16 protein-coding genes and 1 pseudogene are annotated in these 19,898 nt (G+C 42.0%); 6 read left to right on the forward strand and 11 right to left on the reverse strand.

The window, feature by feature from the left end; genetic code table 11:
* The first annotated feature begins 133 nt into the window (after positions 1–133).
* Positions 134–832, forward strand: coding sequence for a YdcF family protein (locus ACN222_RS08635; RefSeq protein WP_084789080.1), 699 nt, complete (start codon positions 134–136; stop codon positions 830–832).
* A gap of 236 nt (positions 833–1,068) precedes the next feature.
* Here the strand turns inward: ACN222_RS08635 and ACN222_RS08640 are convergent, their stop codons facing one another.
* Complete coding sequence (locus tag ACN222_RS08640; protein WP_010995909.1) at positions 1,069–3,666, reverse strand: U32 family peptidase; 2,598 nt, start codon at positions 3,664–3,666, stop codon at positions 1,069–1,071.
* A 514-nt stretch (positions 3,667–4,180) separates the two neighbouring features.
* On the opposite strand from ACN222_RS08640, the gene dnaK reads away from it, so the two are divergent.
* On the forward strand, positions 4,181–6,082 hold the full coding sequence (gene dnaK, locus ACN222_RS08645; RefSeq protein WP_010995910.1) for a molecular chaperone DnaK: 1,902 nt from the start codon (positions 4,181–4,183) through the stop codon (positions 6,080–6,082).
* Between the two features lie 134 nt (positions 6,083–6,216).
* Here the strand turns inward: dnaK and ACN222_RS08650 are convergent, their stop codons facing one another.
* Entirely contained in the window at positions 6,217–7,206 is a 990-nt protein-coding gene (locus ACN222_RS08650; protein WP_010995911.1) for a protochlorophyllide reductase, read from the reverse strand.
* Between the two features lie 499 nt (positions 7,207–7,705).
* Here ACN222_RS08650 and ACN222_RS08655 point away from each other — a divergent pair, with 499 nt between their 5' ends.
* Positions 7,706–8,860: an NAD-dependent epimerase/dehydratase family protein gene (locus ACN222_RS08655; RefSeq protein WP_010995912.1), complete on the forward strand. Its 1,155-nt coding sequence runs from the start codon at positions 7,706–7,708 to the stop codon at positions 8,858–8,860.
* A 278-nt stretch (positions 8,861–9,138) separates the two neighbouring features.
* Here the strand turns inward: ACN222_RS08655 and ACN222_RS08660 are convergent, their stop codons facing one another.
* A complete protein-coding gene (locus tag ACN222_RS08660; RefSeq protein WP_044521052.1) occupies positions 9,139–9,795 on the reverse strand; it encodes a glutathione S-transferase family protein in 657 nt (218 codons plus the stop codon).
* Between the two features lie 207 nt (positions 9,796–10,002).
* Here ACN222_RS08660 and ACN222_RS08665 point away from each other — a divergent pair, with 207 nt between their 5' ends.
* Positions 10,003–10,551 (forward strand): pentapeptide repeat-containing protein, encoded by a 549-nt coding sequence (locus ACN222_RS08665; protein WP_010995914.1) that lies wholly within the window; start codon positions 10,003–10,005, stop codon positions 10,549–10,551.
* A gap of 110 nt (positions 10,552–10,661) precedes the next feature.
* On the opposite strand, the gene ACN222_RS08670 is transcribed toward ACN222_RS08665, so the two are convergent.
* The 5 genes and pseudogenes from ACN222_RS08670 to ACN222_RS08690 all read right to left on the reverse strand — a co-directional run bounded on the left by ACN222_RS08670 (position 10,662) and on the right by ACN222_RS08690 (position 15,192).
* Positions 10,662–11,012 (reverse strand): hypothetical protein, encoded by a 351-nt coding sequence (locus ACN222_RS08670; RefSeq protein ID WP_010995915.1) that lies wholly within the window; start codon positions 11,010–11,012, stop codon positions 10,662–10,664.
* 431 nt (positions 11,013–11,443) lie between these two features.
* Positions 11,444–12,423 (reverse strand): annotated as a pseudogene (locus ACN222_RS08675) (metal ABC transporter substrate-binding protein).
* Positions 12,424–12,697: 274 nt separating this feature from the next.
* The gene (locus ACN222_RS08680) at positions 12,698–12,970 is read right to left on the reverse strand and encodes a hypothetical protein (protein WP_010995917.1); all 273 of its coding nucleotides are present in this window, start codon (positions 12,968–12,970) and stop codon (positions 12,698–12,700) included.
* Positions 12,971–13,048: 78 nt separating this feature from the next.
* A complete protein-coding gene (locus ACN222_RS08685; protein ID WP_010995918.1) occupies positions 13,049–14,110 on the reverse strand; it encodes a WD40 repeat domain-containing protein in 1,062 nt (353 codons plus the stop codon).
* Positions 14,111–14,220: 110 nt separating this feature from the next.
* The gene (locus ACN222_RS08690; protein WP_010995919.1) at positions 14,221–15,192 is read right to left on the reverse strand and encodes a CobW family GTP-binding protein; all 972 of its coding nucleotides are present in this window, start codon (positions 15,190–15,192) and stop codon (positions 14,221–14,223) included.
* 330 nt (positions 15,193–15,522) lie between these two features.
* Here ACN222_RS08690 and ACN222_RS08695 point away from each other — a divergent pair, with 330 nt between their 5' ends.
* Together ACN222_RS08695 and ACN222_RS08700 are read left to right on the forward strand one after the other, a co-directional pair.
* Positions 15,523–16,014 carry a phosphate-starvation-inducible PsiE family protein gene (locus tag ACN222_RS08695; RefSeq protein ID WP_010995920.1) on the forward strand — a complete coding sequence of 164 codons (492 nt, stop codon included), beginning with the start codon at positions 15,523–15,525 and terminating at the stop codon, positions 16,012–16,014.
* Positions 16,015–16,400: 386 nt separating this feature from the next.
* Positions 16,401–17,795, forward strand: a complete 1,395-nt coding sequence (locus ACN222_RS08700; protein ID WP_010995921.1) for a TldD/PmbA family protein — start codon at positions 16,401–16,403, stop codon at positions 17,793–17,795.
* 40 nt (positions 17,796–17,835) lie between these two features.
* Here ACN222_RS08700 and coaE read toward each other — a convergent pair whose 3' ends face one another.
* The 3 genes from coaE to ACN222_RS08715 form a co-directional block, all read right to left on the reverse strand.
* Positions 17,836–18,426 (reverse strand): dephospho-CoA kinase, encoded by a 591-nt coding sequence (gene coaE / locus ACN222_RS08705; RefSeq protein WP_010995922.1) that lies wholly within the window; start codon positions 18,424–18,426, stop codon positions 17,836–17,838.
* A 77-nt stretch (positions 18,427–18,503) separates the two neighbouring features.
* Positions 18,504–18,902: a hypothetical protein gene (locus ACN222_RS08710; RefSeq protein ID WP_010995923.1), complete on the reverse strand. Its 399-nt coding sequence runs from the start codon at positions 18,900–18,902 to the stop codon at positions 18,504–18,506.
* 69 nt (positions 18,903–18,971) lie between these two features.
* Positions 18,972–19,793 carry a DUF3598 family protein gene (locus tag ACN222_RS08715; RefSeq protein ID WP_010995924.1) on the reverse strand — a complete coding sequence of 274 codons (822 nt, stop codon included), beginning with the start codon at positions 19,791–19,793 and terminating at the stop codon, positions 18,972–18,974.
* Positions 19,794–19,898: the final 105 nt, after the last annotated feature.

Below are 19,898 nucleotides of genomic sequence, written 5' to 3' on the forward strand. Positions count from 1 at the left end.
AGCAGTGTGACAATAGTGTGACAGTTTTATTACTGTCATCTTTACACCCCATATTAATTTTATAAGATAGCACTTCTCTTAGAGAATTGCTGGTCTTTTAAGCTTAACTAACCAAGCTTTTTTATCTTGTGTCATGAGGCGCAAATTCAACAGAAATTTATCAGTCCCTACAAGGGAAGATATAAGGAAAAAGTGGCAATTAATACAAAAACTTGTGTGGGTTTTATGTCTGGTAATTGGCAGTTGGCTAATCATCACCACTATAACCCTAGTTTTTGCTTCTTCCCAGCCTCCAGATGCCTTCTTTGTCCTTGGCGGTAGTATTAGACGGGAAATTTATATTGCCCAAATAGCCAAACAATATCCACAAATTCCCATTTTAATTTCCCAAGGTTCTCCAGACCCATGTATCAAGCTAATTTTCCAGCGTGAGGTGGCAGATTTGTCTAATGTTTGGCTGGAAAAGTGTGCCAATTCCACCTTTGAAAATTTCTACTATGGAGTGCCAATTTTAAAACGTTGGGGAGTGCATAAAGTTAGACTAATTACTTCACCCACTCATTTACCAAGAGCTAAATGGATGGCACAGATTCTTTTAGGCGCTCATGGTATTTGGGTAGAAGTTGAGGTCGTTAAAGAAACTGGTGTTCCTGGTAATCGGGAGTCTTGGATCAAAACAGGGTTAGATGTCACTCGTAGCATATTATGGGCTGGCTTGAGTCAAATTATTCAGCCCCAATGCCCAAAAGTTATGCAACTGAGCAAAGTAAATATGTCAACTTGGCAAAGTCGAGGTTTTAAGTGTGAATATCAAGGGGACTTGAGGATGTGAGAGGTTAACAATTCAAAATTCAAAATTCAAAATTCAAAATTAAATACAGCCACCCACAAGGGGATGAGGAATCTGGTAATGGGTAATGGGTAATAGGTAATGGTAGTCCAATTACCTATTACCTGCATTGGCAGGGTGAGCAACTTCGACCACCCACGTTCGCGTAGAGTCCCACAGGGAGGACTCCGCTTTTATGAATTTTAGTGGCGGATTCTTTTCCTCTCCCAGCAAGCATTTCATCGCAGTGCTGCTACACTTAAGGGGCCGCGAGTTACACCTAGCTGATTTTGTAGTTTTAACTCTCGCCACAGTTGAGAACCTGTAATTTCACCTTTCAGTAATTGATGATAACGCTGTATTGTTTTAGTTACTTGCTCAGGTGTCTCATTGACAAACTCAAGGCGGAAGTGACGTAAACCCAAGCTTATCAAACGCTGTACGTATTCTGCTCCGGTTTGGGCTGTGCCGTTGAATACAGTATTACGGCAGCCTGCGTCTGCTTGTAGGACGTGTTCACTACCCACGCGATCGCGCAATTTCACTTCATGTTTTTCACAAGGTCTGCCACAATTGGTATAGTCAGTTCCTTCTGAGAGAAAGGCGCAAAATACACAATGCTCCATGTGGAACATTGGTATATGTTGATGGATTGTCACCTCAAACCACTGGGCTGGGCAACTGGTAAGTAAGTTTTCTAGTTGATTGATATTTAAATCATAGGATGCTGTCAACCGTTTCAAACCAAAGTTTTGCTTAAAGTAGTCGGCGGTTAAGGGGTTGGCAACATTCAGCGAAAAATCACCAATGCAAATATCGCCTGCAAAAAATTCTAACTGGTCGTAGTTGCGGATCAGATAACCATCGGCGTTGGCGGCGCGGACTTGCTGTAAAATCCAGTTTTCGCCGGGTTTGGTAATGCGGGGTGGGGCGACGAAGATTTGGGGAAAAGCAGGGGGCAGGGAGCCGGAAGAGAAGTCGCAAGGAGGGTTTCCCTCCGGGCGAACTTCGGGGGCAGAGGGAGGGCTTAGTTTTTGTTTTTCTTGTCTGACTTCATGTACTATTTTTACTGCTTCTTTGTAGGTGCGGGGATCTTCAAATTCGCAGTATAGGGTTTCGACATCGGTTTTTAGGGCGGCTTGGAGTTGCTTGAGGTTGCGGACTAGAACGATGAGGGAGGGGGAGATAGGGGATGGGGGAGATAAAGGGGGGAGGAGGTCTTGAAAAGAAACATGACTACGTAGTTGCCAGCGTTTCGGTTGACTGCGTAATTCTTCTAATTGAGTGACAACTTCTCGCCGCATCCGATTTAACTCACTGACGGGAACCATGACAGCACCACTGAGGTGATTGGTGAGGGTTCTTAAACGGAAGGGGGTGTTACCAAGACGACCGAATTGTTCTTGTAGACGTTCTGTATCTAAGGGTTTGGTGTGGGCTGCAACTAATGAGATTGCTGATTCTACTTGTACAATGTTACCGAGTTCATCGCGGGCGATCGCTATCAATGGCTGACCAATTTCCCCATGAATTTCCCAGTCTATGGGACGTTGAAATTGGGGATTATCGCCAGCAAAGCTTTGGCGCAGCTGTTTATCAAGTTCTGGGTCGCTAGTTTTCCACAGTTTATCTCCTACATGAACGCGGCGGAAGTTCACATTACCTTGACCAAAGCTTAATACTGCTTCTTTACCCTTCTGCACTACCCCATAGACTCGACCGCCTTCTTCTTTTGCCTCTGGATGACCACAGTCAAACACCACACCATCCCCTGGCTTCACAGGCGCTTCTAATTTAATTGTCACCTCTTCATGGCGAATGCGGCTGACTTCACCTAAGTAAACCCCTCGCTTCTTGCCAAATCTGGCGTGAACTAGTTCTTGATTGTTAATTCCCTGAAACCAACCCGTGTAAAGTCCACGAGAAAAAGCCATTTCTAAGTCGTAGCGTTCTTGATGTGATACATGATCCCTTTGTGAGTGTCCTATCACCCGATCTAATGCTTGTCGATAGACACGGGTAACATTAGCCACATACTCTGGAGCTTTTAACCGCCCTTCAATTTTGAGACTTGTCACTCCTGACTTGACCAAATCAGGCAAGATTTCTAATCCTGCTAAATCTTGGGGGCTGAGTAAATATTTGCGTTCCCCTAAATCTGTAATTTCCCCATCAACAGTTAATTCATAGGGCATTCGGCAAGCCTGGGCGCACTCACCACGATTAGCAGAACGTCCCCCCAAGGCTTCACTAGTCAAACATTGACCAGAATAGGCTACACATAAAGCCCCGTGAACAAAAACTTCTAGGGGTAGAGAAGCAGCCCTTTGAGCAATCTGCTGTTGAATCTTGTTAATTTCCGCAAGAGAACATTCACGGGCTAGTACTACCAATTCACAACCAAGAGACTTGGCAAATTCCACGCCAGCCGGGCTAGTGATGGTCATTTGTGTGGAAGCATGAATGGGAAAATCCGGTGACAGATGACGGATAAGCCGACAAATACCCACATCCTGCACAATCACCGCATCCACACCAGCAGCAATAATTGTGCGGAGATACTGCTGCGCTTCCCCCAATTCTTGGGGAAAAATCAGTGTATTGACGGTGACATAACCTTTCACACCCCGCAGGTGCAAGAATGCCATTAATTCCGGTAAATCCGCCTCAGTAAAATTTTGCGCCCGCATTCTGGCGTTAAACCTATCCAAACCAAAATAAATCGCATCTGCCCCATTTTCTATAGCAGCTTTAGCACATTCCCAGTTACCAGCCGGTGCGAGGATGTCAGGACGTGGAAAGGAGGATTGGGGATTTTGTCTGTCAGCGCTTTTCATCAAGTTTGCGAAAGGTTATGTATCACCGTAGTAATTTTATCTAAGAAAAACTGGGGACAGGAAGGGAATCAGCAATTACCAATGATGTATTTATATCAGTAACTTAACGTAATTAGTGGAGCGATCGCGTCATTTATTGCCGGGTTTATCTTAGGCAAACCAGGGTTATTTATCTCTAAAGACGGCAAACACCACATTAACGTTACGGTTGACCCTAATTACTCAAAGTATTAATTCTCATAAATTAGACAGAGTGACAGCAGTTTAATCCATGAACCAGCTAAAAACAAATTTTAAAATTAACCGTCCCATTCAAGGTTCGGGAAACCACCCTTCATGGACTGGCGATCCCTGAGCTTCAGTATATATATCAGCATAACTTGGAATTTCCCAGCCAGGAAGACCAAATCAAAGGTTATGGATACTGAACTGACTGCTTTTTTCACTAGTTAGTTCAAGAATTAAGCCCTTTATATTCCCATTCATTTGTAGTTATACGGAGCCAGCACCTAAAATGGCAAAAGTAGTTGGAATTGACTTAGGAACAACTAACTCCTGCGTCGCAGTAATGGAAGGTGGTAAACCCACAGTTATTGCCAACGCAGAAGGTTTCCGCACCACACCGTCGGTAGTGGCATTTGCTAAAAACGGCGATACCCTAGTAGGGCAAATCGCCAAGCGCCAAGCGGTGATGAACCCCGAAAATACTTTCTATTCTGTTAAGCGCTTTATTGGTCGTCGCTACGACGAAGTTACAAACGAAGCTACAGAAGTTTCTTACAAAGTCCTCAGCAGTGGCGGTAACGTTAAGGTAGACTCTCCTGGAGCCGGTAAACAATTTGCTCCAGAAGAAATTTCTGCCAAGGTTCTCCGCAAACTAGTGGAAGATGCTAGTAAATATCTTGGTGAAACTGTAACCCAAGCAGTAATTACCGTTCCCGCGTACTTCAATGACTCCCAACGTCAAGCGACTAAAGACGCTGGTAAGATCGCTGGTATTGAAGTCATGCGGATTATCAACGAACCGACAGCCGCTTCTTTGGCTTACGGTTTTGATAAAAAGAGCAATGAAACCATCCTCGTATTTGACCTTGGTGGTGGTACATTCGACGTATCTGTCCTAGAAGTAGGCGACGGCGTATTTGAAGTATTGGCTACTTCTGGTGATACCCACCTTGGTGGTGACGACTTCGATAAAAAAATCGTTGATTTCCTAGCTGAACAGTTTAGAAAAGACGAAGGTATTGACCTCCGCAAAGACAAACAAGCACTGCAACGCTTAACCGAAGCAGCAGAGAAAGCCAAGATTGAGCTTTCCAGCGTGACCCAAGCAGAAATCAACCTTCCATTCATCACCGCTACCCAGGACGGCCCCAAACACCTGGATATGACTCTGACTCGCGCTAAGTTTGAAGAACTTTGTGCTGACTTGATTGACCGTTGCCGTATTCCCGTCGAACAGGCGCTACGGGATGCCAAACTCAAGAAAGAGAATATTGATGAAGTTGTTTTAGTTGGTGGTTCTACCCGTATCCCCGCCGTACAACAACTCGTTAAGAATCTGTTAGGTAGAGAACCAAATCAAACTGTTAACCCTGATGAAGTTGTGGCAGTTGGCGCAGCGATTCAAGCAGGTGTACTGGGTGGTGAAGTTACAGGCATCTTGTTGTTAGATGTAACACCATTATCCTTGGGTGTAGAAACCTTGGGTGGTGTGATGACCAAGATTATCCCCCGTAACACCACAATTCCTACCAAGAAATCAGAAGTATTCTCTACCGCCGTGGATGGTCAAACCAACGTGGAAATTCACGTCCTCCAAGGTGAGAGGGAATTTGCTAACGATAACAAGAGCTTGGGAACCTTCCGCCTTGATGGTATTCCCCCAGCACCACGAGGTGTTCCCCAAATCGAAGTGGTATTCGACATTGATGCTAACGGTATCCTGAACGTCACCGCTAAGGACAAAGGTACTGGTAAGGAACAGTCCATCAGTATTACTGGTGCTTCCACTCTGGATAAAACTGACATTGACCGCATGGTGAGAGAAGCGGAACAAAACGCTTCATCTGACAAAGAACGCCGGGAAAAAATTGAGCGTAAAAACCAAGCCGATTCTTTGGCTTACCAAGCTGAGAAGCAGCTACAAGAATTGGGGGATAAAGTCCCCGAAGCGGATAAAACCAAAGTTGAAGGTTTAGTGAAAGACCTGCGGGAAGCGGTTGCTAAGGAAGACGACGAGCAAATCAAGAAACTGACCCCAGAATTGCAACAAGCATTGTTCGCAGTTGGTAGCAACATCTATCAACAAGCTGGTGGCGGTGCTGCACCAGGTGCGGCTCCTCAAGATGGCGGTACTACTTCATCTGATGGTGGTGATGATGTAATTGACGCTGATTTTACAGAGACTAAATAATCTTGGTAATGATTTAAGATACATTAATTTGTACCTACTCAATATTACCCACCCAAGCATTGACTTGGGTGGGAATTTTTTTTATGCGGTTTGTTAACAGTTGACCGTCAACCGTCAACAACCAACACAAATTACTAGCTATTGAGCGCAACTGGCTTTTGTGACTCAAGTCCGACTAATTTTTCGCTCAAATCCCATAGGCGTTCGGCTTTTTCGTCATCACGAGCTTGGGGAGAAACCTTTTGTACAAAAGACTTACCATCTTTTTTTTGACGATTTCCCCAACTCCAATAAGCACCAGATTGTTTGTATTCAGGTGCAGCAATCACATCTGCAACCCTCTCTCCTGCCAACTCTTGGGATACGTATCCGCCAGTGATGTACTTTTGGAACAAGGGGAAAATTTTCTGGAATAGGGGATAGTGATTGCGGAATAGTGGTGTTTCGGCAACACAACCGGGATAAAGGGAAGTGAAGGTAATGCCGGTAGATTCGTGATAACGGCGATGTAGTTCCCGCATGGTCAAGACGTTACAAACTTTGCTGTCTTTGTAAGCCTTTACTGGTTCAAATTTCTTACCGTCAATCATAGAAATTGGTGGTTTAAAGCCTTGGGCAAACCCTTCCAAATTACCCAAGTCTGGGCGCGGAGGAATTTTACCACCTAGCTCGTCTGGGTTGTGGGTGACAGTTCCTAAAATCACAAGTCGTTTATCCACAGCCGATGACTTCTGCAAATCTTCAAGCATGAGCTTACACAGCAGAAAATGACCAAGGTGATTGGTGGTCATTGTCAATTCGTAACCTTCTGGGCTGCGTAAAGGCTCTTTGATTAAGGGCATATAAATGGCAGCATTGCACAATAGAGCGTCTAAGGATTTGCCAGTAGCTCTAAAGTCATTCACAAACTGGCGCACACTATCCAATGAGCCTAAGTCAATATGTATGATGCTGTAGCTATCCTTGGGGATGCCAACTTCTTGCGCGGCTTGTTCTGCTTTCTCTAAATTGCGGCAAGCCATGACGACGTGCCATCCTCTTTTAGCAAGGGCTTTTGCAGCGTACAAACCAACCCCAGAAGAAGCTCCAGTGACTATAACTGTTGATTTTCGATCCTGTGCCATTGTCTTAAGACTCTATGTAATCGCCTTTTCCTATTTTCAGGATCTTACCTCAAGGAGTTGCTACCTCTGATTGGTTGATTACTGACTGTTACATAGAGTCACATCAATCTTAACTTTTAGTTCAAATTGCTTAATAAATCTGGTTGCCGTTTGGCAAAATTTAAAACTTTCTGAGCCAAGGTCAGGCTATTGACTCACATATAGGAATGATATCTGCATGAGAAATGGTATGTAGAAGGTGGGTGGTGCAAAATACCGTACTTCCTTGAAATGCTTGCTTTATCATCGAATATCTAATTCGTAAACAAAATCTTAAGATACTATTCGCTTGCTCATCAGACCAATCAGTGAGTGATCCTCATAATGCGATCGCCGCAGGAAGACATTGTTTTCTCGTGGAAATGAGGAGTCCTTTCTGATTCCACATCTTCCAGAATGATGAGTGAGGGGGTACCCAAACCTGATAGATTAAGCTATCAGCGAGTAAAAACTGGTGAAAATGAAAGTCCTAGTTATTGGTGGCGATGGATATTGCGGTTGGGCAACCGCACTTTATCTTTCCAATCGCGGTTATGAAGTTGGAATATTAGATAGTTTGGTGCGTCGGCACTGGGATAATGAACTGGGTATCGAAACTCTGACTCCGATCGCACCAATTCAGCAACGTCTCCAGCGCTGGCAAGATTTAACAGGCAAATCTATTGACCTGTTTGTTGGCGATATTACCAACTATGAATTTCTCCAAAAAGCGTTGCATAAATTTGAGCCAAATGCCATAGTCCATTTTGGCGAACAGCGTTCAGCACCATTTTCGATGATTGACCGCGAACACGCAGTTGTTACCCAGGTCAATAACGTTGTGGGTACGTTGAATTTGCTATATGCAATGAAGGAAGATTTTCCTGACTGTCACCTAGTGAAGTTAGGAACAATGGGGGAATACGGCACACCTAATATTGATATCGAAGAAGGCTACATCACCATTGAACACAATGGGCGCAAGGATACCCTACCTTATCCCAAGCAACCAGGTTCAATGTACCACTTGAGTAAAGTTCATGATAGCCACAATATCCATTTTGCTTGTCGGATTTGGGGATTGCGGGCAACAGACTTAAATCAAGGTGTGGTTTACGGCGTTCTCACCGAAGAAACGGGGATGGACGAACTCTTAATTAACCGACTAGATTACGATGGTGTGTTTGGTACAGCGTTAAACCGTTTCTGTATTCAAGCTGCAACAGGTCATCCCCTAACTGTTTATGGTACAGGTGGACAAACGCGCGGATTCTTGGATATTCGGGATACGGTGCGATGTGTGGAACTAGCGATCGCTAATCCGGCTCCATCGGGTGAGTTTCGTGTTTTTAACCAATTTACTGAACAATTCAGTGTTGGTGACTTGGCATTAATGGTGAAAAAAGCTGGCAATGCCTTGGGATTAAATGTAGAGATCAATAATCTCGATAATCCCAGAATCGAGAAAGAAGAACATTACTTCAATGCCAAAAACACTAAACTACTCGATTTAGGTTTGCAACCTCATTATCTCTCTGATTCTCTGCTAGATTCTCTCTTAAACTTTGCTGTCAAGTATCAAGGACGAGTTGATCAAAAGCAAATTTTACCTAAAGTTTCTTGGCATAGAAAATAAAAATAACACTGAAGCAAAAAGCTTTTTTGTTCTTCCAGGGTGTAAAAGTATGAGATTTTTCAACATCTAAACTCTCATACCTTTACACCCTATTTTTAGATCAGAAAAAGCTATAGCTGTCGCCAGTAGTGTTAGGACATCAATAGATGATACAACCTAGACACAAAAAGACTTTTCACCCAGTACCCAGTCCCTAATCCCTAGCTATATCTTTATGTTTCGTTGTAGATTTTCCCTTGAGGCAGAACCATATTGTCTAGACTCCCTAATCCCCATTCTTAAAAACGGCGTTCTAGAATTGCCTTGATGTTAGGGATAGCGGCGGCGATGGATGCAAAATCTGGGGTGGTTTGTTGCCAACTTTCTCGCTCTTCTAGTCGTTCCGCCCAGGCTAGCAGACGGGGGTAATCATCTAAAGAGAACCCAAAAAGGGGGAGAGAAGGAATCAACGTACCTGCAACCACTTCTGCCAGTGTGAAATCTTTGCCTGCAAAGTAAATCTGTTCACCTAAAAGAGTTTCATAAAACTGTAAAATTTTCGCTACTGCCTCTTGAGCCGATACGAGTTTTTTGGCATCGGTATCTAATTCTACTAATGGCCGAGTCAAGATGACTGTAGCAGGCTGAAGCTCGCTGATTGTGATCATTTCTACCATACGAACTGTAGCGATCGCTCCAGGCTCACTAGGAATCAACGAGGGAGTAGGATATTTTGTCTCTAGATAATCCAAAATTGCCAAAGATTCTATCACCCGTAAGCCATTATCCACTATCACAGGTACGCGCTGGAGGGGATTAATTGCCGTGAATTCCTCTTGAAACTGATCACCATTGAGATTCAACAACAATGGTTCAAAAGGGATTTGTTTTTCTAGTAAGGCTACCCAAACTCGACGAGCATTAACAGAGATGGGATTGTAGTAAAACTTCAGCATCACAACCCTAAGTTATAAACTACGCTCAGGGATTATATCCTTTCGTTAAGTGATTGTACAAAATACTGAAAAATCTAGCACAATAAAATTACAAGTTTTCCCTAAAATTCTTATTGCCCAAAACTTAATAGATTTTCTTTGGTGTGGTGTGGTTCGTGTTGATTCACAACTAGACTTACTTACCCGCAAACATTGAGAGGTGTCCTTATGGATGCTAATAAACTTCTAGATCTATATAACGCAGGAGAACGAAAATTTCACAGAGCAAATCTGCATCAAGCTAACCTTTATGCTTTTGATTTGAGGGGGGCAAATTTTGCCGAAGCTGATTTAAGTGGAGCAAACCTTAGTCAAGCTAATTTGAGCGGATGTAATCTCAGTCGTGCTAATTTAACTGATGCAGACTTGAGTGGAGCTAACTTGAGTGGAGCTAACTTGAGTGAAGTCAACTTCATCGGTGCAGACTTAATTAGCACCAATTTAAAACAAAGCAATCTCAGTCGAGCAGATTTACGGGGTGCCAATTTAATTTTGGCAAACTTATTCAGTGCTAACCTGAGCGAAGCGGAAATGAGCGGTGCTGATTTAAGTGGCGCTAATCTCAAACAAGCAAACTTAATTGGTAGCAACGTCATGGAAGCAGAATTGAGAGGGGCAAATTTCTCTGGGGCTGTAATTACAGAGCAAGAAATCACTGGTAGAGTTTTGCGCTTAGGTCTCTCTCACAGATGGATAACTTGGGCTGGTTGTCATTGACTCAGACAAAATACACTAGGGTAACCAGAGTATCTGTTACCCTAATAAATCTGGGGCAGTCGTTGAAAAACTGCCTCCTGTATTTTCATAGCTAGCTTGCTTGTACAATTTTAGTAAACCAAAGGAGTTGCACCGCGCATCTGACGGAAAGAGTTGATGCAAGCAGGACAGTCGCAACCAAACAAGGTAATTGCTATATCGCTTTCTGCATCGTTGAACTCCAACATAGGAGCATCTTCTTGGGAAAATTCTATTTCCGGCTCATAGTTAGGCACTTGGGCTAAAACAGAAGCCCTAGCACAGACCAAACCAACCTTATGTTTATTTCTGATACAAGATAACTTATCTGTGTTTTTGACTTCTGGCTCAATTGCTTGTGCATGATTGACCATAACTGTCATAGACAGAATAGATGCTATCAAAACGGGGCTAGAAATTAGAGTTAGGATAAATTTGTTCATGGGTTTCCTTGGAAATTAATTCTGACAATTCAGAATACTCCGATTAAATCTTACAGTGATACTGATTGTCCATCAGGAGATTATGTTGCCTAGTCAGGATTTTTGTCTAGGATAGGGCAAGCAAAAGTGACAATAGTGTTGTTACTTATTTATTGCGCTGCGCGTGTCAGTTGTCAGTTGTTGAAAGGATCTGGTCTGGTTTAATGCCTCATCCCCTCATGGGTGGTTTTTAGGTGTCTTCTTGAAAAGTTGCTCCTCTTGGGTAGAAACCAAGACCGCACTTTTCGCTTTGCCACTGACCACTGACTACTGACAAAAACTCCATCCCCTGGTGGGTGGAGTTTTTATCATTTACATCAATAAATTTATTTACTGATTGAACCAAGCTATAGCAATATTAGCAATGATGGGACAAGAAGAATAATTAGATACTACTTTGGGGTTTTGGGTTGAAATATCAAGTATGTACCTCCCAAACCTTCCACAATTGTGCGTGTGTTAGCGATCATCATATTTTGATAAGTGTCACCATCGCTTGTTGGTTCTCCCAATCCTTGAGTGTATAGTTGCCGTTCTGACAATTTTACTTCCGCCTCAGTAGCAATAGATTCCATCACTTTTAATGTATCTGTCATATCTGCAAAGATTGTCGGTACATTAGATTTTTGGATATACTGAGTCAGATTTTTGATTCTCTGATCTGTTACTTGTTCTTCAATGCCAATAGTAGTGGAGGGAATGCCATAGGCATTTGTGTAATAATTTATTGCATTATAAGTTGTTACTAATTTGCGCTTTTCTTTGGGAATAGTGGCAATTTTTAATTTAATCCAATTATCTAGTTGAGTTAATTCGGTTTTAATTTTTTTGTATTATCACCATAAATGGAGGCATTACTGGGTTCCAACTTTCTCAGGTTGCTATTAATAACTTCCAACATCTTTATAGCATTTTTAGGATTATGCCAAACATAAGGGTTATTTACTCTACGAGAATTTACAGGGATTTGCTGTGGCACAGGAACTGCAATTTGACTCACAGCAATTTTAGGTGCAGAGTTTTTGGTGGTATTTATTAGCTTGATTAATTCTGACTCAAGATTATAACCGTTATAGAGAATTAGATTAGCCTGCTCAAGAGCATTTTTATCTTCTGCTGTTGCTTGATAAAGCTGAGGTGCTTTGTTAGGGGGAATTAAGCAGATGAGATTAATCGTATTTTCAGCAATCTGTCTAGTTAAATCACACAGTACACTTGTGGTTGCTACAACTTTCGGGAGATTTTCATCAACCACATTGGCAGTCTGGGTAAAAGATATACTTGTAGTTTGATTTCTACATCCAACAAATGTAGTGGTGAAAATAGTTAAAATTACTCGTAACAAATTGTTGGCTAATACTTTTTTTGGCATTATTTACTGTTGTTGACTGGATAAAAATAATAGATATTTGTTAATCAAATTATACTAATTTTTAGTTGGCTGGAAGATCAAATGATTCCCTATTAGCTATTACCTATAGGGCTACCATTTGATTCTTATATTACAGTCGGCTTGTGGTGGGCAATGCCTACTCTAGTAGTATTTAGATTATGCAATAGTCAAATCAGATTTTTGTAGGAGTCAATTGAATATAAGAATAAAGGCACAGCAATGCTGTGCCTCCAAAAATTTATGCTTTTTCACTTCAAAAATTACCAGTGGGTAACTTCCCTTGTAATAACTGAAGCTTAGTTTGGACGCAGTTGGCGCAGTTACAACCCAATTGATCGATGATGGGATTAGATGAGCGAGTTAAGTGTAGAGTGGTCGATTGGGAAATGGGCTGTGTGGACACTGCTGTAATGGCTTGTGTATCAAGTACAGAGTTGATACTAACTGCCTTTGCTGGGTTAGCTACCAGCAACATAGATGCGATCAGTACAGGACAGGCCAGTAAAACTAGTTTGACTAAGTACATAATTCACAAATAATTACTATTTCTGATACAGCATAGCCAATTTATTAACTATCTTCAACTTTAGTGAATAAATACTAATTAATTACGTCCAAATCCTTGACCCCGTAAAATCTTTGACCAAATGAGTAATTCTCCTTTTTCACCACCTGCGGCAATTAGCTTACCTTGGGGATGCCATGCTAGGGCGGAAAATCCATCGGCTACACCCGTAAGAATTTGGGATACTTCCTTGGCTTTGTTCCACAAACAAAGCCAGCCATCAGTTGCAGCCGAGGCTAGTAAGAAGCTTTTAGGTGCAAAGGCGATCGCATTAATCACACCTACATGATTAGTTAACACTCGCGCTTCCCATCCCAAGTTCTCATCTTCTAGCTTTTCCCACGCCACAATACCTTCCACACTGGCAGAGGCTAGTATTGGTGCGCCTAGTTTGGTGGTTGCTTCTGACCATGCTAGTTGGCGAATCTTACCGGGAAAGCCACGCATGACCCAAGGGTCGGGATTATTCCATTCCAACACGGTGACGCTACGATCCATGTTGCCTGAAGCCAGGAATTTACCATCAGGCGACCAAGCCATAGTCACACTCACAGTAGGCATATTGAGAATATATGGTTCTTCATCCCAGTCTTGGGCGTGCCAAATTTTGATGCCTTTGTTACCACCAATTGCTAGGTATTGACCATCAATCCGCCAATCAATACTCAATGCGGATGAGTCGGCAAAATTCAGGGTAGTGACAACCTCACGAGTATCAGCGTCCCAAATTTGTACATAACGCCCCAAACTAAAAGCCAACTGGTTGCTAGCGTGACTCCAAGCTAACTTGTCTACCCATGCAGGTGCATTTTCTAAGGTGGCGATTAATTCCTGTCCTTGCCAGATTTTCACCCGTCCATCTTGTCCACCAACGGCGAGAAATTTGCCATCAGGGGAGAAAGCGAGACAATCGACAGACTGGCCATTACCAGCTTGCAGCGTTGTTAACTCACCATCCTGCCACAGTACTACTTCCCCAGCCGCCGAAGTTGCGGCTAGAGTATTCCCTTGTGGAGACCAGGCGATCGCTGTTACGTATTCTGCCAGCATCCCTGAATAGTGTTCTTCAAATTCCTTATTTTTGCTGCTTGTTAGGTTCATACGTTGTTTAGAGAAGTGAGAGGTGAGAGATTAGAGGTTGGAGGTTAGGGGTTAGTAAATATCTTTTTAACTAGTCCTTCGCCTCTAGCCCCCTAGCCCTCTAGTGTCTTTTAAGCAAAACAAGCGAGAAAATCTTGCTTGAGTTGGGCTTCATCTAAATTGCGACCGATGAATACTAGTTCGTTTTTGCGTTTTTCGTTGGGTTTCCAGAGGCGATCGGGTCTACCATCGAATATCATATGCACCCCTTGGAAGACAAATCTATTATCTTCCCCAGCAATATTTAATATGCCCTTCATACGGAAGATATCAGTCCCTTGGGTACGCAACAATTCGGAAATCCAAGCGTTTAATTTTTCCCCGTCGAGTTCACCCTCTTGTACTAAAGCCACAGAAAAAACAGTATCATCATGTTCGTGGGCATCTTCACCTAAAAAATTGGGATCTATCTCTAAAGCACGATCTAAATCAAAGGCTTTCACACCCAACAAAGCGTCCATTGCTAACTCAGAATTACGAGTACGGTAGATTTTGGCGATCGCATTCATCGACCTAATCCGCTTTTCCAATTCATCTAATTCTGATGGGGTAACTAAATCCGTTTTATTAAGTAAAATCACATCAGCAAAGGCAATCTGTTCTTGGGCTTCGTCTGCATCCCAATGTTGCCAAATATGCTTGGCATCTACCAGCGTTACAACTGCATCTAAAGACAGTTGACTTTGCATATCCTCATCTACAAAGAATGTCTGAATCACTGGTGCAGGGTCAGCTAATCCAGTAGTTTCAATTACTAGATGGTCAAACTTATCACGGCGCTTCATCAAATTGCTAATGATCCGGATTAAGTCCCCACGAACGGTACAACAGATGCAGCCGTTGTTCATCTCAAAAATTTCTTCATCTGCATCAATAACTAATTGGTTATCAATGCCTACTTCCCCAAATTCATTAACGATGACAGCAACTTTTTTGCCATGCTCGTAGGTGAGGATATGGTTGAGTAGGGTTGTTTTACCTGCGCCTAAATAGCCAGTCAGAACAGTAACGGGAACTGAATCTGTAATTACGTCGGCCATCATATTATAAAAGCCTCAAATCTTACCATACGGATAATCATTATCACCTATGATAAGTCTTTTTATATTTTTGTGCGAATCTTATTCACATAAGACGCTTAAAAAGTCTTCTCAGGTAGCTCAGGTGCATCTTTAAAAATTGTTTAGGTTCACTAAACTATATTAGGTATCTTTTCTATCATTTATATGAAAACAAATGTAATTAAAGTCACATTTGTTTTATTTTACTTCATCAGTGTTATCGGTTTGGCAAACTGTCAAAAATTTTATAAAAGTTATTTTTTATATTGCTTATTATTAAGTTAGATAATTTATGGTCTTACCAGAGAATTTATGCCTAAAAGAATAATTACAAAATTAAATAGTTGGTTCCATAGAGATAGAATTGTCAGTAATCTTGAATTTTTTCAAGATATTATCGTAATTTCCCTGTGCATGGGCTTATTTTGTGTCATGCTCATTCGTCTATGTGATATGTTTTTATCTTTTTTACGACCATTAGATTTGAGGGAAGTCACATCAGATATCTTGTTTATTTTGATTTTGGTAGAATTATTTCGTTTGTTAATAGACTACTTACAATCACAGAAAATATCAGTAGGAGCAGCCGCAGAAATTACGATAGTTTCTGCATTACGGGAGGTAATTCTACGTGGAGTGTTAGAAATTAATCGTGATCAAATTATAGGCATTTCTGTATTTTTGTTAGTGTTAACAGGAATTTTAATGGCTCTACCTTGGATCTCCCAGTTTTTTGAACACGTTAGACTTACTGACTATGAAAGTACAGAAGAAAGTACAGAATTTTTATCTGATAAATCTTGAACTACAGATTGACTGTTGACTGTTAACGGTCAACAGTTAACAGCCTTCACGATGGATTGTGTAACCTAAAAGCAGAGTAGCTTACGCGATGTGCGACTTATTTTTGAAACCCCTCTCCAAACCTCTCCCCGAAGCGGAGAGAGGCTTTGAATCTTGCTCCCCTTCCCTGCGAGGGAAGGGGTTGGGGGTTAGGTTTGAGAGAAAGTTGCACACGGCATTAGCTTACTAAACAGCACCCAGAGAGTGAGATGGGACTCATATTTGATTTAGAGAAAAAGTCAGTACACCTCTCCCTAACCCCATACCCCTAATTATTGAAACCGTTAGCAGATATTACCCAAATAATTGCAAAATAAATACAGTCCGTTGTGGTGACTACCTAAGAAATGCCGACTATACTTGCTGACACACAAAATTTACTATCTGACCTCATCGCCCGTTATTCGTCGCGTGTAGATTATTTAATGATTCGCCTAGAGGAAGCAGAAGGAACTGATATCTTGTTGCGTGGCGATAAAGTAGAAACTCTCAGCGAAGGGATTTCAATTGGTGGACACGTCCGCGCTTGTTATAAGGGTGGTTGGGGGTTGAGCTGCTTTAACCAATTGGCAACGATTCAAGACAGGATTGAAGAAGCGATCGCCGCCGCCCGTATGGTAGGAGATGAGGAAACTATCCTGGCTCCTATGGACTCAGTACAAGCTATATGCAGGCTACCCCTGACAGGTACAGATCCGCGAAAAGTTCCCTTGGCGAAGAAGAAAGAATTATGCGATCGCTATACTGATTTACTCAAAACTGTTGACCACCGCATCACTACAACCTCAGTTCGTTATAGTGACAGTAGCCAAAAAATTATCCTCGCCACTTCAGAAGGGACTCTTATTCAACAGTCTTGGGTGGATATGGAAATGCGCTTTGCTGCCACTGCTAAAAATGGTGAAACAGTGCAAACTGGTAGGGAAACTACAGGTTCCCGCAAAGCCTACGAGGATTTAACTAATTTAGATACTCAAGTTAAGAATGCGGCACAAAGAGCTGTTGCAGCTTTGTCTCTACCATCAGTTAAAGGTAATACTTACACTGTGGTTATCGATCCCGTTCTGACAGGTTTATTTGTTCACGAAGCTTTTGGGCATCTTTCCGAAGCTGACATGGCTTACGAAAATCCAGATTTACTAGACGTGATGACCATCGGCAGGCGGTTTGGCCCTAAAGAACTGCAAATCTTTGATGGTGCAGCCCCAGAAGGACATCGTGGTAGTTATTTTTATGATGATGAAGGTACACCCGCTACTACTACCCAGCTAATTAAAGACGGTGTTTTAGTAGGACGCTTGCATTCCCGCGAAACCGCCGGTAAGTTAGAGGAAAAGCCAACGGGTAACGCTCGCTGTCTCAATTATCACTTCAATCCCATTGTGCGGATGACCAATACTTGGATTGAACGCGGTAAAACACCAGTTGCAGACTTATTTACTGGGATTAAAGAAGGTGTTTACGCTCGTAATTGGCTAGGTGGTATGACTAATGGCGAAATGTTCACCTTTAGCGCCGGGGAAGCTTGGATGATTAGAAACGGGAAAATTGCCGAACCTGTAAAAGATGTGACGCTTTCAGGAAATGTTTTTCAAACTTTGGCTGATATTGAGGCTATTGGTGATGATTTTTATTGGGATGAATCTGGCGGTTGCGGTAAAGGTGGGCAAAATGGCTTACCTGTCGGTTGTGGCGGCCCTAGTTTACGGATTCGAGATGTAGTAGTTGGGGGAGAAATGTAGTCAATTCAAAATACCCTACTGGAAGCTAAAGCTACAAAATTCAAAGTTCAAAATTAAGAGCGATATCTACTTGTTTGAGCAGTGCGTCTAAAGATGAAGAGTTATCTAAAACTACATCTGCGATCGCTGCTTTTTCTTTTAGAGATAATTGACTATTAATTCGGGCTTGTGCTTGTTCTAAAGTTAAGTGATTGCGCTCCATTAATCTTTGCAACTGCTGTGATTCCGAACAAATTACTACCCAAATTTCTGTGACTAAATTCGTCATCTGCACTTCAATCAACAAAGGTATGACTAATACCAGTATTGGGGAAGTGGATTCAGCAATTGCTTTGAGAAAGCGATCGCGCACATAAGGATGTATTAAACTTTCTACCCAATGGCGTTGATCTTGATTCTGAAAGATCATCTCACCCAACTTTGGGCGGTTGAGACTGCCATCTGGTAGTAATATTTCTTTACCATAACGCCTAGCGATCGCATCCAGAATCGGCGAACCTAAAGATACTGCATCCCTAGCGTAAATATCTGCGTCGAAGATTGGCAAATTATGAGCGCTAGCTAAATAATTAGCGACAGTGGTTTTACCTGTCGCTATACCTCCAGTTAAGCCGATAATGCGTTGGGTCATCTCTTTTACTTGCGCTTAACGTAATCACAAATTAGGAATTACGTAGCTTGCTTTCCGTAGGGTGTTAGGAATTAATCTTAAACATCACCACAATATTTTGTAGCAATGAGCCGATTATTTTTATAAACTAATACTCTTCCATAACCTGTATCTTGCACAGCAGCATACAGATAATTTTTGTTTCTAAATCTGTAAACAACATCTCCGTTTTCATTACGTCTGGCTGTACCACCATCTAGTAGGAGATCAGGACGTTTTAGCGTGGTCGGGATATTATATGCAGCGTAGCGTAACGTTCCATTATTGAGGCGGGAAACTTCTACAAAAACACCTTCAGCACTACAACTAAATACTGGTGTAGTGGCAAGTGCAGCAACAGGTGATGCTACTATAGCTGTTAGCATAGAAGCCGCGCCTGTGAGGGTAGCAAAAATTCCCCACAAAGGTTTTGCAGGTTTGCAATTGAAGCTTTTCATACTTAATTCCTTAAAGTTTGTATAACCTGATCTACAAACTTATATTTCCCTTTTTCGGATTTTAATATGTCACAACTTATGAGTTTTAAGCCGTTGTTCAGTGACTAAAGTTAGACTCACCCATTCGCCTTTATCGCTATAGCTACGAACCATACGTTGGCGTAAGTTTGGTTGAATTAACCAACCCACTTCTAAAATAAAGCTTTGACGTACCTGTACTTTGAGTGGAGAAGTAGCAGAAGCACCATTAGGTAAAAGTAAGACTTGTACTTGTTTTTCTGGGTCTTGATCAAAGAGAATAATTGAGCCTTTGATAGTAGCAGTAGAAGTTATGGCGCGTCCTGCAAAATTTAAGGTTTGAATTAAGCGCCCATTCTCATCTAGTTGTAATTTGAGGTTTGTAGAAATAGTATCAGGCGATCGCCAATCAGGATAAATTGTTATTGCTTCACCTTGCCATTCGCCTAATAAATCATCAATTTGTAAGGGTGCGTTCTCTGTTGCTGGTGTACCTGCTAAATGTTCACGAATTAAAGTTAGTTGGTCTAACTGACCGTTTTTGTCAAATAACTGCACCAAGCGCAGGCGGCGATTTTCATGAATTAAACCTAATTCTGCACCAAATTCCGAGAATGGAGCTAACTGAATTGAACCTTGAGAAAAAGCACCATTTTCAAAAAACAGCACACTTCTGGCCAAGGAACTATACTCTAGAACCTTTTCTGTATCTTCTTGACGAATAATCTGGCGGACTGTTTGATTGTTATTCAATCCTGCCAAAGAAACAACCGTTGGAATATCATTTAAAAGTTGACCTTGGGGTGAAAACCGAGTAAATGAACCTTGCCATTCACCAAGATTAAGCAATAAACGTTCCCACTGAGATGACATAGTAGGTAATAAATACTAAATGCTCAGTAGCATATCAGTTTTGAGGCTTGTTTAGTGCTGGGGAAACAAGGACTAAAGTCCTGACTAAGCTATTCTGCTTTTAAA

Origin of the sequence: Anabaena sp. FACHB-595 (assembly GCF_048568275.1) — a bacterium.
Taxonomy (GTDB): domain Bacteria; phylum Cyanobacteriota; class Cyanobacteriia; order Cyanobacteriales; family Nostocaceae; genus Trichormus.